This is a genomic window from Cognatiyoonia sediminum (genome assembly GCF_900129845.1).
Taxonomy (GTDB): Bacteria; Pseudomonadota; Alphaproteobacteria; order Rhodobacterales; family Rhodobacteraceae; genus Cognatiyoonia; species Cognatiyoonia sediminum.
In genome coordinates, this window is record NZ_FQXB01000001.1 from 1,292,919 (window position 1) to 1,306,753 (window position 13,835).

The 13,835-nt window shown below is 52.7% G+C and carries 17 protein-coding genes; 16 read left to right on the forward strand and 1 reads right to left on the reverse strand.

The features are described 5' to 3' along the window. The first annotated feature begins 8 nt into the window (after nucleotides 1-8). From BUA85_RS06490 to BUA85_RS06500, 3 genes are read left to right on the forward strand one after another with little or no spacing between them, the layout of a single operon-like run. Nucleotides 9-704 carry a CoA transferase subunit A gene (locus tag BUA85_RS06490; RefSeq protein ID WP_072900014.1) on the forward strand — a complete coding sequence of 232 codons (696 nt, stop codon included), beginning with the start codon at nucleotides 9-11 and terminating at the stop codon, nucleotides 702-704. Between the two features lie 4 nt (nucleotides 705-708). Further along, nucleotides 709-1,335: a 3-oxoacid CoA-transferase subunit B gene (locus BUA85_RS06495; protein WP_072900015.1), complete on the forward strand. Its 627-nt coding sequence runs from the start codon at nucleotides 709-711 to the stop codon at nucleotides 1,333-1,335. Continuing rightward, nucleotides 1,328-1,621 carry a GNAT family N-acetyltransferase gene (locus BUA85_RS06500; protein ID WP_072900016.1) on the forward strand — a complete coding sequence of 98 codons (294 nt, stop codon included), beginning with the start codon at nucleotides 1,328-1,330 and terminating at the stop codon, nucleotides 1,619-1,621. Before BUA85_RS06495 ends, BUA85_RS06500 begins: the two co-directional genes overlap by 8 nt. A 3-nt stretch (nucleotides 1,622-1,624) precedes the next feature. Here the strand turns inward: BUA85_RS06500 and BUA85_RS06505 are convergent, their stop codons facing one another. After that, nucleotides 1,625-2,434: a lytic transglycosylase domain-containing protein gene (locus BUA85_RS06505; RefSeq protein ID WP_072900017.1), complete on the reverse strand. Its 810-nt coding sequence runs from the start codon at nucleotides 2,432-2,434 to the stop codon at nucleotides 1,625-1,627. A gap of 351 nt (nucleotides 2,435-2,785) precedes the next feature. Between BUA85_RS06505 and BUA85_RS16760 the strand changes: the two genes are divergently transcribed. From BUA85_RS16760 to BUA85_RS06555, 13 genes are all read left to right on the forward strand, one after another. Further along, entirely contained in the window at nucleotides 2,786-2,959 is a 174-nt protein-coding gene (locus BUA85_RS16760) for a Flp family type IVb pilin (protein WP_165611591.1), read from the forward strand. Between the two features lie 256 nt (nucleotides 2,960-3,215). After that, on the forward strand, nucleotides 3,216-3,386 hold the full coding sequence (locus BUA85_RS16765) for a Flp family type IVb pilin (protein WP_165611592.1): 171 nt from the start codon (nucleotides 3,216-3,218) through the stop codon (nucleotides 3,384-3,386). A 145-nt stretch (nucleotides 3,387-3,531) separates the two neighbouring features. Beyond that, a complete protein-coding gene (locus BUA85_RS16770; RefSeq protein WP_165611593.1) occupies nucleotides 3,532-3,708 on the forward strand; it encodes a hypothetical protein in 177 nt (58 codons plus the stop codon). A 61-nt stretch (nucleotides 3,709-3,769) separates the two neighbouring features. Beyond that, the gene (gene cpaB, locus BUA85_RS06510; RefSeq protein ID WP_072900018.1) at nucleotides 3,770-4,639 is read left to right on the forward strand and encodes a Flp pilus assembly protein CpaB; all 870 of its coding nucleotides are present in this window, start codon (nucleotides 3,770-3,772) and stop codon (nucleotides 4,637-4,639) included. Nucleotides 4,640-4,837: 198 nt separating this feature from the next. After that, nucleotides 4,838-6,265: a type II and III secretion system protein family protein gene (locus tag BUA85_RS06515; RefSeq protein ID WP_072900019.1), complete on the forward strand. Its 1,428-nt coding sequence runs from the start codon at nucleotides 4,838-4,840 to the stop codon at nucleotides 6,263-6,265. 15 nt (nucleotides 6,266-6,280) lie between these two features. Further along, nucleotides 6,281-6,961: an OmpA family protein gene (locus BUA85_RS06520; protein ID WP_072900020.1), complete on the forward strand. Its 681-nt coding sequence runs from the start codon at nucleotides 6,281-6,283 to the stop codon at nucleotides 6,959-6,961. A 258-nt stretch (nucleotides 6,962-7,219) separates the two neighbouring features. Next, nucleotides 7,220-8,464, forward strand: a complete 1,245-nt coding sequence (locus tag BUA85_RS06525; protein WP_072900021.1) for a CpaE/TadZ family protein — start codon at nucleotides 7,220-7,222, stop codon at nucleotides 8,462-8,464. A 3-nt stretch (nucleotides 8,465-8,467) separates the two neighbouring features. Beyond that, on the forward strand, nucleotides 8,468-9,901 hold the full coding sequence (locus BUA85_RS06530; RefSeq protein ID WP_072900022.1) for a TadA family conjugal transfer-associated ATPase: 1,434 nt from the start codon (nucleotides 8,468-8,470) through the stop codon (nucleotides 9,899-9,901). Continuing rightward, nucleotides 9,901-10,869, forward strand: a complete 969-nt coding sequence (locus BUA85_RS06535; protein ID WP_072900023.1) for a type II secretion system F family protein — start codon at nucleotides 9,901-9,903, stop codon at nucleotides 10,867-10,869. Before BUA85_RS06530 ends, BUA85_RS06535 begins: the two co-directional genes overlap by 1 nt. 10 nt (nucleotides 10,870-10,879) lie before the next feature. Next, entirely contained in the window at nucleotides 10,880-11,863 is a 984-nt protein-coding gene (locus BUA85_RS06540; protein ID WP_072900024.1) for a type II secretion system F family protein, read from the forward strand. 12 nt (nucleotides 11,864-11,875) lie between these two features. Further along, a complete protein-coding gene (locus tag BUA85_RS06545; RefSeq protein WP_072900025.1) occupies nucleotides 11,876-12,430 on the forward strand; it encodes a tetratricopeptide repeat protein in 555 nt (184 codons plus the stop codon). Nucleotides 12,431-12,457: 27 nt separating this feature from the next. Beyond that, nucleotides 12,458-13,315, forward strand: a complete 858-nt coding sequence (locus tag BUA85_RS06550; RefSeq protein ID WP_072900026.1) for a tetratricopeptide repeat protein — start codon at nucleotides 12,458-12,460, stop codon at nucleotides 13,313-13,315. 6 nt (nucleotides 13,316-13,321) lie between these two features. After that, complete coding sequence (locus BUA85_RS06555; RefSeq protein ID WP_072900027.1) at nucleotides 13,322-13,819, forward strand: A24 family peptidase; 498 nt, start codon at nucleotides 13,322-13,324, stop codon at nucleotides 13,817-13,819. Nucleotides 13,820-13,835 lie beyond the last annotated feature (16 nt).

Below are 13,835 nucleotides of genomic sequence, written 5' to 3' on the forward strand. Positions count from 1 at the left end.
GGGACCTCATGAACAAGATCTACCCCAATGCAGCGGCTGCGCTGGATGGGCTTCTTGAAGACGGCATGTTTATTGCCGCTGGTGGCTTTGGCCTTTGCGGCATTCCTGAACTATTGCTTGATGCGATCAAGGAAGCCGGAACTAAAGATTTGACATTCGCATCCAACAACGCAGGTGTCGATGACTTTGGCATCGGGATCCTTTTGCAGACGCGTCAGGTCAAGAAAATGATCTCTTCTTACGTTGGTGAAAATGCCGAGTTCATGCGCCAATATCTGTCCGGCGAATTAGAATTGGAATTCAATCCACAAGGCACGCTGGCGGAACGCATGCGCGCCGGCGGCTGTGGCATCCCCGGCTTTTATACCAAGACCGGCGTCGGCACGGTGATTGCTGAAGGGAAGGACCACAAGGACTTCAACGGCGAGACCTACATTATGGAAGAAGGCATCTTTGCTGATTTGTCCATCGTGAAAGCTTGGAAAGCCGATGAAACCGGTAACGCAATCTTCCGAAAAACGGCGCGTAACTTTAACCCACCTGCTGCGATGTGTGGCAAAACATGTGTTCTAGAAGTGGAAGAGATCGTTCCAACGGGCTCTCTCGATCCCGATCACATCCACCTGCCCGGAATTTATGTCCATCGCATCATTCAAGGTGAGCACAAGAAACGCATCGAACAACGCACCGTAAGGGAGGGCTAAGATCATGGCATGGGACCGCAATCAAATGGCCGCCCGAGCGGCACAAGAATTGGAAGACGGCACATACGTGAACCTCGGCATCGGCATTCCAACACTGGTGTCCAATTACATCCCTGAGGGTGTGGAGGTTACGCTGCAGTCAGAGAATGGCATGCTCGGCATGGGCCCCTTCCCAACAGAAGATGAAATCGACGCAGATCTCATCAATGCAGGCAAGCAGACCATTACCGAACTGCCGCAGACGGCATACTTCGACAGCGCGACGTCCTTTGGGATGATCCGTGGCGGCAAAATCGCTATGGCGATCCTAGGCGCGATGGAAGTGGCGGAGAACGGCGATCTGGCAAATTGGATGATCCCCGGAAAGCTGGTCAAAGGCATGGGCGGTGCCATGGATCTGGTTGCCGGCGTTGGACGCGTCGTTGTTGTGATGGATCACACCAACAAGCATGGCGAAAGCAAATTGCTCAAGGAATGCACCTTGCCACTAACAGGTAAAGGCGTGGTGGATCGCATTATTACAAACCTCGGTGTCTTGGACGTGGTCGAAGGTGGTTTGAAGATCGTTGAAACGGCTGAGGGCGTCACCGAAGAGGAACTTCGCAACGCCACTGAGGCTGCGATTGTCTGATCTAGCGATCAAAAAAGAGGCGGGCGATACCAAAGGCCGATACGTTATCGAGCATGCCGACGGCGCGACAAGCGAACTGACGTTTTCAATCTTGTCCAAAGCGAACGTGATCGCGGACCACACCGGTGTTGCTCCCGCTCACGAAGGCCAGGGCTATGGAAAGGCCCTCGCCGAAGCTCTGGTCAACGACGCCCGCGCAGAAGGCTTCCAGATCGTCCCGCTCTGCTCCTATATCAACGCTTTGAGGCGCAGGCATCCAGATTGGGCAGATGTTTTTCAGGTCTAGTAACTAGCCGTCGATCACAAAGGCGCATCCGTCTGAAATGAGCTCGGGCGGGGTTTTACACAGGCCCCGCGCGATCGTCCAAGCGGCGATCACTTTTGGTACGTAGTTCCGCGTTTCTCTATAAGGCGGAACTCCCGCGTGATCTCGCACCGCTCCTTCGCCCGCATTGTATCCAGCCAAAGCCAACACCGGATCGTCGTTGAAGTGATCCATTAACCACGACAGATACGCCGCCCCGCCTTTGATGTTCTCCGCCGGATGAGTACTGTCTTGAACGCCGAACCTCTCGGCCGTCGCTGGCATCAGTTGCATAAGTCCAGTAGCACCAGCATGGCTAACTGCAGTTGTCGACCCACTACTTTCCACTGAGATAAGCGCAACTATCAACGCTGGCGATATATCCGTGCCAATAGAGTTAAGGATAATGTCGCTCCCATGCGCCGCGACAATCTGCTTCATCGTCTCTAACCGAGGCGTAGGGCGATACACCCCATCAGGCGCGTCCCTAAGCGTGGTGACAGCCTGCTCGAGGCGGCCAGGGCCGGAATCCCCCAAGGCAGGAGACACACTATCCCAAAACCAAGCCAGCTCAGCGTTGGACGTCGGGGCGTCCGGTGTTGCTGTGGGCGCCACCTGTACGGGAGCCGCTGGTGCAGGCGCGATTTGAACCGTAATGCGATTCCGACTGCCTGCGCTCGGAACGCCAATACGCTTAAATGTAAAATCTGGTTGGAGCGTATGTTGCTCCGCAATCACCTGTGTAGACGCCCCGATTGTCATCAGAAGCGCCAGCCGCCCAATAAATCTCAGCATTTACCTGCTCATCTATACTTTTTGTTTTTCGTTTCATCGCAGAATGCGCCAAGCGGGCCAAGCTTTGTGAAACAATGAGACAATTTTCATTTTCATTGGACGCATTCACGCAACTGTCTCAACGTTAACTATATACATCTTCATTTTTTTTAACGTTACTTTTCATATACTTAATAGATTTTTCGGTAATTTATGAACGCCCCTTAAAATAACACCAATCGGGTCAAATTCATGCCCAAATCTAAAGTGAAAACATACTCATCCAAGTCGGGGATCGGACCAAAAGAGGCCGGTCCGATATGATCCGACAAGGTCTGAAATTAACTAGCAATACCCTGAGGAGGGAACGACATGCTTAACTTTATCAAAAACTTCCGCAACGACGAAGACGGCGCAGTAACAGTAGACTGGGTTGTTTTGACGGCAGCTATCGTGGCTCTTGGCCTGGCAGTTGGTTCCGCAGTTTCTGGCGGTGCTCAGACAGGTGCTTCCAACATCGTTGGCGACATCGCCGCTAACACCTAATTTAGCATCACTGCTAAGTACGAAATCCGCGCTGCCATCGCAGCGCGGATATTTTTTTATTGATCATTTGAGAGCGTGATTAGAGCAATCAGTGAAACGATATGTTTCTCAAAAGGAACGGTTTTTTTGGCTTTCCGGTCATATGACGCCCCATTCATGCCTTATTTCTCGACGATAACCATAATCGTTAGAAAGACCCGGATCATCTCGATCCAAGTAGTGAGAGTAACTAGCGACACCCTGAGGAGGGATTTAGATGCTTAAGGCTTTGAAAAAATTTAGCGCCGAAGAAGATGGCGCTGTAACCGTGGAGTACGTCGTGCTGACTTCAGCCGCGATCTTCATGGCGATCTTTGTCATGGGCATCATCTCTGAGGGTGCGGAAGATCTCGCCACGAAGGTCTCTAACGATCTGTCCAGCATGTAAAACTGTCCAGATAGGGCCCAAGCATGATGCTTGGTGTGCGCGATCATTGTCGAGCAAGATATTCCCCCAAAATGTCAGCGCCAAGCCACTTTGACGCCCTAATTTATGAGTAAAAACAGTCAACGAGTGAGTGGAAAGGTAAGTCATGTTTCATTTGTTAAAGTCATTTCTGTCGTCCGATGAAGGTGCGGTTACAGTCGATTGGGTGGTACTGACAGCCGCTGTGGTCCTTATGGGGGTCGGAGTCGGTGCCTTAGTATTGGGTGCCGTGGAAGACGGAAGCGAACAGATCAGCGATGACGTTGTTGCAAATACGTCCTGACACCACTCAGAAACCTACGTCGTTTTGAAAACGAGATCGCAGAAGATAATGGGGTACTAAAATGCGAGCGCTATTTGTTTTAGTCTTGGTAGTTGGAATGGGCCTCGCCGGCTTTGCTGTCTATATGGTGAACAACCACCTTACGGCGCAAAAGCAGGCCAATGCCGCACTTATGGCTCAGCAGCAGCTCAACATTCCAACAGTTGAAGTTTACGCCGTTAACCGAGAGATCGCCTACGGTGAACCTTTGACGATGGAAGATGTCGTGAAGATTCACTATGCAAAGGACTTCTTGCCAGAAGGTTCCTTCGCGTCCGAAGAAGAGTTGTTTCCGGAAGGCACCGATGTGGTTCGTATTGTGACTCGCAAAATGGAACCAAACGAACCGGTTCTTGCTGCGAAGGTGACGGCACCTGGCGAGGTTAACGGCATCTCCGGCATTCTTGCCCCTGGACTTCGAGCCTTCACGATCAATGTCGACCAATCAACTGGAGTTTCTGGTTTCTTACAGCCGGGCAACCGGGTGGATGTTTACTGGACCGGAAGTGTTGACTCGTTGGGACGCAACGCGAGCCGCGAGATCACTAAGTTGATCAAAACTGGTGTTGAATTGATTGCCGTAAACCAGAGCGCTGATGCAAGTTCTGCTGAAAACCTATCAATCCGTACTGTTACTGTTCAGGTGTCCCCAGGCGATGTTGCTGATTTGGCGACCCTGCAAAGCACAGGCACACTCTCGCTTTCACTTGTCGGCCAAGGCGATACGATCGAAGTTACTGATGTTATCGAAACCGACATGAATAAAATTCTCGGCATCGAAGCTCCTGTTGAAGTCGCTCAGGAAGCACCGGTCGAAGCACCTCGAGTGTGTACGATCCGGCAGCGTAGCGGGACAGAGATAAAGGAAATCCCAATCCCCTGCTCCAACTAAAGAGCTTAGAAGGTTCTGGAAAGCCGCACCGAGTGTCTCGCGTGCGGCTTTTTTCATGGCAAAGCGTGTTGCCAGTTATCCACATCAGGGAATCACCACAAGGCATTGATTCTTGCAAAAAATACCGAACGCGGGCATGGTCTGCTTAATAAGGAAAATAATTTCCGCAAGAAACCGTGATCGGAGAGGCAGGTCACAATGAAATATGATCGTTTGATTAAGGCGGCTTTGGCCGGCCTTACTTTGGCATTTGCGAGCGCACCCACGTTCGCGCCCGCCGAAACTTTGCAAGTTCTACGAGGTGCACCGTCGAGCGCCCTTAATGTGCCGATGAATAGAGGTGTAGTTGTCGAAAGCGACACACCCTTCACCGAACTTACCATCGCAAATCCGACAATTGCAGACATCTCGTCCCTGTCCGATCGCACGATTTACGTGTTGGGCAAGGAGCCAGGGCGAACAACCCTCACGCTGCTCAGTGCAGATGGTCGGCTGATCACAAACGTTGAAGTCCATGTCACTCCTGACATCGCAGAATTCAAAGAACGCCTGCAACAGATCCTTCCCGGCGAGAATATCGAAGTTCGAACTGCCAACAACGGTATCGTCCTCTCCGGAATGGTTTCGTCCATCGCCCGCCTCGATCGCGCCATGGCTCTTGCGGAACGCTACGCACCTGACCGCGTTTCAAATCTGATGAGCGTTGGCGGGACCCAGCAAGTCATGCTGAAGGTTCGCTTTGCCGAAATGCAGCGTTCGGTGAGCAAATCACTGTCTTCCTCTCTCGCAGTCCAGGGCACTGCCCTTGGTGGCGATCTTGGAACGAGCGGCGGTAGCAACACTCTGAACAACTCAGGTGCTGTTGCGAACGCCTTCGGCGCTAACATACCGGCATCAAACGAAAATAACGGCGCATTCCTCTTCGGGTTCAACGCAGGTGGTGTTGAAATCGGCATCTTGTTGGAAGCTCTTGAAGCGCGCGGCGTTGTCAGAACTTTGGCCGAACCGAACTTGACAGCACTCAGCGGTCAGGAAGCCAAATTCCTCGCCGGTGGGGAATACCCTGTTCCTGGTGAATCCGACGCAGGCGGCATCACAATCGAATACAAGCCGTTCGGTGTGGAGCTGAACTTTATCCCTAGAGTGGTTGATGAAGACGTCATCAACTTGGAGCTCATAGCAGCGGTATCCGGGCTTGACCCAAGTAACGGTATCAACGTGAATGGCCTCCAAATTGACGCTTTCAGCCGGCGCGAGACGTCGACTACCGTTGAAATGCGCGACGGCGAGAGTTTTGCGATCGCTGGTCTGCTGTCTGACGACTTTACCGACCTCAATAGCCAACTTCCTTGGGTGGGCGACGTTCCTATCCTTGGTTCGCTGTTCCGCAGTGCGCAGTATGCCCGCCGTCAAACAGAGCTGGTCATTATCGTAACGCCGCATCTGGTGACACCCACACGCGGCGAAGCGCTGGCCTTGCCAACGGACAGAGTTCAGCCACCAACTGAGCGTGATCTCTTCCTCTTCGGCCGAGTTGCCGCAGACGAAGCACCTCAAGCTGGTGGTGCCGGTGAAGTTGCCCGTCAGGACTTTAGCGGGTCCTACGGCTACGTCCTCGACGATTGATAGGAGAAAAGCAAAATGAAATATCTTCTGATTGCATCCGCAGGCTTTTCCCTACTGGCAGGCTGTGCCGACCCGATACGTGAAGCAGGTTCATTTGACCGCGAAGCCGGCTCCCAGCTAGACGTTGGAGATTTCGGCAACGCGACAATGAACAACACTTTGGTTCAAACTGGGCAGCTTGACTATACAATAAATTTGGCGCGCCGCTTCTCAGCTGAAGTCGATGACACCATCAACTTTGCTTTTGATTCCAGTCAGTTGACGGCCCCTGCCCAAGCAACTCTTCGACAGCAAGCCGATTGGATCAAACAGTTCCCAGAGGTGCGCTTTAAGGTCTTCGGACACACTGATTTGGTTGGATCCCAATCTTACAACCGCAGTCTTGGCCTTCGTCGTGCACAAAGCGCTGTTAACTACTTGGTCAGCCAGGGCATCGACCGCAACCGCTTGGAAGCAGTGGTCTCATTTGGTGAAACCCAACCTTTGATCCAAACCGAGTCTCGTGATGTTCGCAACCGGCGCACGGTGACCGAGGTATCCGGCTTTGTTCAGAACCATCCGACTGTTCTGAATGGCGAATATGCTCGCGTCATCTACCGCGAATACGTCAATAGCGGGACATTCCGTCAGCAAGTTTCACCGCTTAGCATTTCTACTGGCGGCGGCGATATTCCAGGTTCGGGCGGCGGCGGCTAAACCGTCCAACGAATTCTCATAAATAGTTGACGCCGGTTCTTTCCTCGGCGTCAACACTCTTCGCTAAAAGCCGCTATCGTCGCAACATACCGCACAATTACGGTTTTTTGGTCCAAATTCCGACACGATTATCAACGACACCTTGGCACGTAGGGTCAGTGCGTCTCGCGTTCTGTGAGGCGCTGCAGAAGACGTAATTGCGAGCAATATTATGCTGCAATACCGTCCAAAGCACCCAAAAGAGCAAGGACGTTAGCAATGAGTAGTAGTGCTGTTTTAAAAACTGAGTCCCAACCATTGGTCGCCTGTACGATCAGTCGGGACGTTCAGATTTTTGACCTGTTAATTGAAGATATGGAAGCCGCCTTAGGTGAAACCTGGGGAGATTTGGGTTTTGATGATGCTGAAGCATTTCTTCAGCAGTCCGAAGCTGATGACTTGCAGTTCGTTGCCGTTGCGATGGACCAGGACGATGAACAAAACATCGAGCAGATTGGCCGTATTATTGGGATGGCCAAATCCAAATCGATCAAAGTTATTTTGATTACTGAAGATGTAAGCCCTGCGTCGCTCCATCAACTCTTGCGCCAAGGTGGAGACGAGTTTGTCCCCTACCCGCTTCCGGAAAACGAACTTGCAAATGCCATCGAACGCGTTCTGGCACCTGAACCCGAAGTTCAATTGATCGCCGAGCAGGAAACGAAGTTGAAAGCAACGGGCGATAAAGAAGGTGTTCTGATAGCTGTTCACGGAATGGCGGGTGGTACGGGTGCTACGACGCTGGCAGTTAACTTGGCTTGGGAATTGGCCAACGTCGACAAGGACAATGCGCCCCGTGTTTGCCTTTTGGACTTTGACTTCCAATTCGGCTCCGCAGCAACCTTCTTGGATCTGGCACGCCGTGAAACGGTGCTGGAACTTCTGACAGATACTGAAGCCATGGACAGTGAATCGTTCATGCAAGCGCTGATGACGTATGAAGAAAAGCTTCAGGTTCTGACGTCGCCGATGGATATGATCCCTCTGGATCTTATTACACCGACAGACATCGAACGCATCATTGAAGTCGCACGGACAAACTTTGACTACGTGATTATCGATATGCCATCCACGATGGTCGAATGGTCACAAACCGTTCTCGAAACCGCTCACGTCTATTTCGCGACCTTGGAACTCGATATGCGGTCGGCTCAGAACACGCTGCGCCTCAAGCGCGCGTTGCAGTCAGAGGATCTGCCGTTCGACAAACTTCGGTTCGTCTTGAACAAAGCTCCAGGGTTCACAGACCTCAATGGCAAGAGCAGGGTCAAACGTTTGGCCGAAAGCCTTGGCATCTCGATCGAAGTTCAGCTGCCAGACGGCGGCAAGCCGGTCGCGCAAAACGCTGACCACGGGGTCCCACTCGCGACGGGCGTTCCCAAGAACGCGACACGAAAAGAAATCATGAAACTGGCTCAATCCGTTCACGCCGTGAACGCGGATGAAGCAGAGGCACGGGGGTAATCCATGTTTTCTAAGTACAAAAAGCCGGATCAAGCTAAGCCAGAAGCGGCAAAACCCGCTCTGGCTGCTGTTGCTCCTGCAGAGGCTGCGCCAAAAGCCAGCCTAATGAAGGCACGGCCGGTCAAACCTGCAGAAGCTGCGTCGGGCGACCGCGAGAAAAAGCGGAAAGAACGTCTCGGCGAGATTAAGCTCGAGCTGCATAAGGCAGTTCTCGACAATTTGAACCTTGCGGCACTGGAAACAGCTACCGAACAAGACCTTCGCTCAGAGATCAATGCCATCGCTCAAGAATCCCTTGAGGAAATGGGCATCGTTCTGAACCGTGAGGAACGGACCACACTCAGCCAAGACCTCTTTTTCGAGGTGACGGGCCTTGGCCCACTTGAAACGCTTTTGAAAGACGAAACCGTCAACGATATTCTCGTTAACGGTCCTCAACAGATCTTCGTCGAACGCGCTGGTAAGCTCGAACTAACCGACATTACGTTCAAAGACGAAAAGCACCTTCTGCGGATCATCGACAAGATCGTTTCCGCTGTGGGTCGCCGTGTTGACGAAAGTAACCCCTACGTTGACGCCCGTTTGCAAGATGGATCGCGTTTCAACGCAATGGTTCCTCCAATCGCCGTTGATGGATCGTTGGTTTCTATTCGTAAGTTCAAAAAAGACAAATTGGGCATCGATGATCTGGTGCAATTCGGCGCTTTCACCGAAGAGATGGCGGCGTATCTGCAAGCCGCCGTGGCGACCCGTCTAAACGTCATCGTCTCCGGTGGTACAGGTTCGGGTAAAACGACAACACTTAACGCTCTGTCATCTTTCATCGACAATGCCGAACGCATCCTGACAATCGAGGATACGGCGGAACTTCAACTTCAGCAGACTCACGTGGGCCGGATGGAAAGCCGTCCGCCAAACGTTGAAGGCAAAGGTGAGGTTTCCCCGCGTGACTGTTTGAAAAACGCTCTGCGTATGCGTCCAGACCGTATCATCGTGGGTGAGACGCGTGGCGAAGAAGTTATCGACATGCTTCAAGCGATGAACACCGGTCACGACGGGTCCATGACAACGATCCACGCCAACTCTGCGCGTGACGGCGTGTCTCGTTTGGAAAACATGATCGCGATGGCCGGTATTGAAATGCCGATTAAGGCGGTCCGATCCCAGATTTCTTCGGCTGTGAATTTGATCGTGCAGGCCTCGCGTCTGCAAGATGGCTCGCGTCGCATGACCTCCATCACCGAAATCACTGGGATGGAAGGCGACGTTATCTCGATGCAGGAAGTCTTCCGCTATCAACGCGTTGGTCTGACGCCTGATAACAAAATCATCGGTCACTTCACCGCAACTGGCGTTCGGTCACACTATTCCGATCGCTTTAAGTTGTGGGGCTACGACCTTCCGCCCGCAATCTTCGAACCAATGGTGGCAGAATAATGCAGGTCCCTACAGAGCTAATCATCTATGGTGTAATCTTCGTCGCTGTTTTGGCGATGGTCCAAGGTATCTACCTTGTCGCCTTCGGCAAATCGATCAGCATGAACGGCAAAGTAAACCGCCGTTTAGAGCTGCTCGAAAAAGGCGGTGGCCGCGAACAAGTGTTGGAGCAACTCCGCAAGGAGATGACCCAGCACATGAAATCGCAAAGCATCCCGCTCTATTCGATTTTGGCGGCCAAGGCACAGAAAGCGAATATCGCGTTTACGCCTGCCCAGCTCATCATGTTGATGGGGTTTGTGAGCTTTGTGGCTTTCATCGGCCTGACGGTTGGTACAACCGTCGAAGCGCCAGTCCGATTATTGGTTAGCATCGCGATGGGTATTGGCGGTGTCTATTTTTGGATCAACAAAAAAGCCACGACCCGCATGAAGATGATCGAAGAACAGCTGCCAGAAGCAGTTGAACTTATGGTTCGGTCCTTGCGCGTTGGGCACCCGTTCTCTTCCGCGGTATCAATCGTTGCGAAAGAGGTTGCGGACCCGCTTGGATCCGAGATGGGCATCATCGCGGACGAGGCCGCATATGGTCGAGACATGGGTGAAACGCTCAAGGCCATGGCCGAACGTCTAGACATGCAGGATTTGCGCTTCTTGGCTGTTGCGGTGACAATCCAGCAGCAATCCGGTGGTAACTTGGCGGAAATTTTGGACGGCCTTGCAAAGGTGATCCGCTCGCGTTTCCGCCTCTTCCGCCGTGTCGCAGCGATTACGGCTGAGGCGAAATGGTCCGGCAAACTTCTTTCCGGATTCCCGATCTTGGCCCTTATCGTCATCAACCTGATTCAGCCAAACTACTTCGATGACGTGATCGGCACTCCGATCTTTATCCCTGCTTGTCTTGTTGTTGCAGCTTTCCTTGTCGCCAACCTTTTGGTGATGAGGGCGCTGGTAGACATTAAAGTTTAGGGGGCAGAAAATGATCGATCAAATCAACGAACTGATTACGCAGAATCTCGGCCCCCAAGGTGGCCTGATGATTGTTGGCCTTTTGGGCGTGTTGCTCATTCTGATTACGCTTCCAATTCTTCTTCAAAAGCAGGAAGATCCACTTGAAAAGCTGAAGAAGCAGCAGCGCGCGCAAGTCTCCGAAGATGGCCAAGCAGCCAAATTGCGTGCTGGCAGCAATAAGAAAAGCAAGCTTGAGAAATACTCTACGTTTCTCGAACCGCAGGACGCGGAAGAGTTCTCCGCAGTTAAGCTAAAATTGCTCCAAGCAGGATACCGCAGCAAGAACGCCGTCCAATACTATCACTTCAGCCAATTTGCCCTTGGCATCGTTGGTCTCATCATCGGCGGTATCTTAGTCATTCTAAAGACGAACCAAGCCGGCGATGAGGGTCTCACGACTCAAGCAATGGCGATGTGGGGCGTTGGCCCAGGTGCCGCCGGCTATATGTTCCCCAAATATTGGGTGACGCGTCGTGTCGACACGCGCAAAGAAGCCATCGAACAAGGTTTTCCAGATAGCCTCGACATGATGCTCGTCTGCGTCGAAGCCGGTCAGTCCCTAGACCAATCGATCATCCGCGTCGCAAGAGAGTTGCAAGCGGGTTTCCCCGACCTTGCGTGGGAATACGAACTTGTTGCGCATGAGATGAAGGCGGGTAAAGCGAAAGAACAGGTCTTGCGCGACATGTCTGAACGCTGCGGCGTGCAGGACATCACCAGCTTTGTGACCGTTCTGATCCAATCACAACAGTTTGGTACATCGATCGCGGATGCGCTTCGGGTCTACGCGTCAGAAATGCGAGACAAACGCGTGATGCGCGCTGAGGAAAAAGCCAATAAGCTCCCAACAAAGATGACGTTGGCGACGATGATGTTGACGGTGCCGCCGCTCTTGGTCATTTTGATCGGACCATCGATTTACAACATCTCCCAAAACCTTGGGGGCGTTTAAGGCACCGACCGAATGAGGCTTATCTTAGCCGCCACATTTAGCTTGATCTTAGCCGCCTGTTCTCAGGGCGGCTTTGATACGTCTAACGACCCTCTTGCAGCGCCCGGAGTTGCAGGTGAAAGCAACATCGATGGATTGATCGTCGGCCATAGGCTCATGGCGGCTGGTGAGTTTGAACTGGCCTTAAAAGCCTACACACGCGCGGCGGCCCAACAAGGTCTAAATGTGGATACCCTTTCCGCGTTGGGATCAGCAAACCTTCGGCTCGGCAGGCTTGGTCAAGCTGAAAGCCTACTCAGGCGAGCGACGGAGGAAGCACCCGACTTTCCTGCTGCTTGGAACAATTTGGGCGTCATTCTCCTAGAAAAGGGCAATTATGCAGAAGCGAGCGAGGTTTTCCGTCGCGCGTTTGCAACGGATAATGGCAATTCCGACCAAATTCGGGAGAACTTGCGCTTGGCGCTCGCTAATTTGGACGATCCGAACTACGATCCTTCTCAACAAAACCAAGAGTTTAAATTGGTACGGCGCGGGCAAGGCGACTTTGTGATCCTGACCGCGCTCTGAGGCAGAGCAGCAAAAGGACGCAAAAACATGCGCCACCCTATTCTTATTCCATTGTCGGTTGCGGCAGCTTTAGCGCTGTCAGCTTGTGATAACTCTGGCGACGCGCAGGTTGAACGCGCGCTGCAAGATTTGAATGTTGTTGACGAAACCAATTTAAACGACGTGATGCTGACCATCGGCGATCCCGATGAAGCCGTGAACTATTTCCGCGGCGCCAGCGCAAATGACCCTGGCCGTATCGACCTGATGCGCGGCCTCGCAAAGTCCTTGATCCGCGCTGGGCGAGCTTCAGATGCTGTTGCTGCTTGGCAGGCGGTGGTCGCCCATCCCGAAGTGTCCAATGACGACCGCGTCGAACTTGCCGACGCCTATATCCGCGTCAACGATTGGGATGCAGCAGCGGCTACTCTCAATACAATTCCACCTACTTATGAGACCTTCAAACGTTACCGTTTGGAAGCGATGGTCGCCGACAGTAAAGAACAGTGGGAAAAGGCGGACAGCTTCTATGAAACCGCAGTGGGCCTGACGACAACACCAGCGGGTGTCTATAACAACTGGGGTTATTCCAAACTGACGCGAGGCGACTACGCAGCGGCTGAACGTTTGTTCCTTGATGCACTCCGCCACAACAGCAGTATGTTTACCGCGAAGAACAACCTCGTTCTGGCGCGCGGTGCACAACGCAACTACGACCTGCCAGTGGTCGAGATGTCCCAGATTGAGCGCGCCCAACTACTGCACACGATGGCACTGACCGCGATCAAGCAAAACGACGTCATTACCGGAAAGAGCTTGTTGCGCGAAGCAATTGATACGCATCCGCAGCATTTCGCAGAGGCCACACGGTCGCTGAGAGCGCTTGAAGACAACGTAGCAAACTAAACCTTCATGCCATTAACTGCCTACGCTGCTGGTTGGTTTCTGATCGCGGCTTTACCAATCTCGTTTTGGGTAGCATGGAGCGACCTCCGCTCCATGAAAATCCCGAACTACGCCGTTTATGCGCTGCTCGGCAGTTACGCAGTGCTCGGCCTCATTGCGCTGCCGTTTGAGCAATACCTTTGGCATTGGACCCATGCAGTGGTCATGTTGGTGGTCGGCATGGCGCTTTGGGCGGCCAGAGCCATGGGCGCTGGAGACTCCAAATTCATCGCGGCTGCGGCGCCAATGGTTGCCTTCGCAGACTGGCAGTTGATGGTTTTGATTCTGTCGGCCACGATGCTCGCTGGTGTCGCCGCGCATCGGATTGCGAAACATACCCCTATTCGCAGCATTGTCCCGGACTGGGAAAGCTGGGGTCCGCAGAAGGCAAAGAAATTCCCAATGGGCTTTCCCTTAGGAATGTCGCTTGTTTTCTACCTCGGATACGTCTTTTTCACGCGGTAACAAAGCCCCGAATGAA

What these genes read in the sequence shown, in the direction of transcription:
- BUA85_RS06520 (WP_072900020.1), top strand. Translation starts at nt 6,281, where the DNA reads ATGAAATATCTTCTGATTGCATCCGCAGGCTTTTCCCTACTGGCAGGC.
- cpaB (WP_072900018.1), top strand. Translation starts at nt 3,770, where the DNA reads ATGCGAGCGCTATTTGTTTTAGTCTTGGTAGTTGGAATGGGCCTCGCC.
- BUA85_RS06530 (WP_072900022.1), top strand. Translation starts at nt 8,468, where the DNA reads ATGTTTTCTAAGTACAAAAAGCCGGATCAAGCTAAGCCAGAAGCGGCA.
- BUA85_RS06495 (WP_072900015.1), top strand. Translation starts at nt 709, where the DNA reads ATGGCATGGGACCGCAATCAAATGGCCGCCCGAGCGGCACAAGAATTG.
- BUA85_RS06550 (WP_072900026.1), top strand. Translation starts at nt 12,458, where the DNA reads ATGCGCCACCCTATTCTTATTCCATTGTCGGTTGCGGCAGCTTTAGCG.
- BUA85_RS06490 (WP_072900014.1), top strand. Translation starts at nt 9, where the DNA reads ATGAACAAGATCTACCCCAATGCAGCGGCTGCGCTGGATGGGCTTCTT.
- BUA85_RS16770 (WP_165611593.1), top strand. Translation starts at nt 3,532, where the DNA reads ATGTTTCATTTGTTAAAGTCATTTCTGTCGTCCGATGAAGGTGCGGTT.
- BUA85_RS06505 (WP_072900017.1), bottom strand. Translation starts at nt 2,434, where the DNA reads ATGCTGAGATTTATTGGGCGGCTGGCGCTTCTGATGACAATCGGGGCG.
- BUA85_RS06545 (WP_072900025.1), top strand. Translation starts at nt 11,876, where the DNA reads ATGAGGCTTATCTTAGCCGCCACATTTAGCTTGATCTTAGCCGCCTGT.
- BUA85_RS06555 (WP_072900027.1), top strand. Translation starts at nt 13,322, where the DNA reads ATGCCATTAACTGCCTACGCTGCTGGTTGGTTTCTGATCGCGGCTTTA.
- BUA85_RS06535 (WP_072900023.1), top strand. Translation starts at nt 9,901, where the DNA reads ATGCAGGTCCCTACAGAGCTAATCATCTATGGTGTAATCTTCGTCGCT.
- BUA85_RS06515 (WP_072900019.1), top strand. Translation starts at nt 4,838, where the DNA reads ATGAAATATGATCGTTTGATTAAGGCGGCTTTGGCCGGCCTTACTTTG.
- BUA85_RS16765 (WP_165611592.1), top strand. Translation starts at nt 3,216, where the DNA reads ATGCTTAAGGCTTTGAAAAAATTTAGCGCCGAAGAAGATGGCGCTGTA.
- BUA85_RS06540 (WP_072900024.1), top strand. Translation starts at nt 10,880, where the DNA reads ATGATCGATCAAATCAACGAACTGATTACGCAGAATCTCGGCCCCCAA.
- BUA85_RS16760 (WP_165611591.1), top strand. Translation starts at nt 2,786, where the DNA reads ATGCTTAACTTTATCAAAAACTTCCGCAACGACGAAGACGGCGCAGTA.
- BUA85_RS06525 (WP_072900021.1), top strand. Translation starts at nt 7,220, where the DNA reads ATGAGTAGTAGTGCTGTTTTAAAAACTGAGTCCCAACCATTGGTCGCC.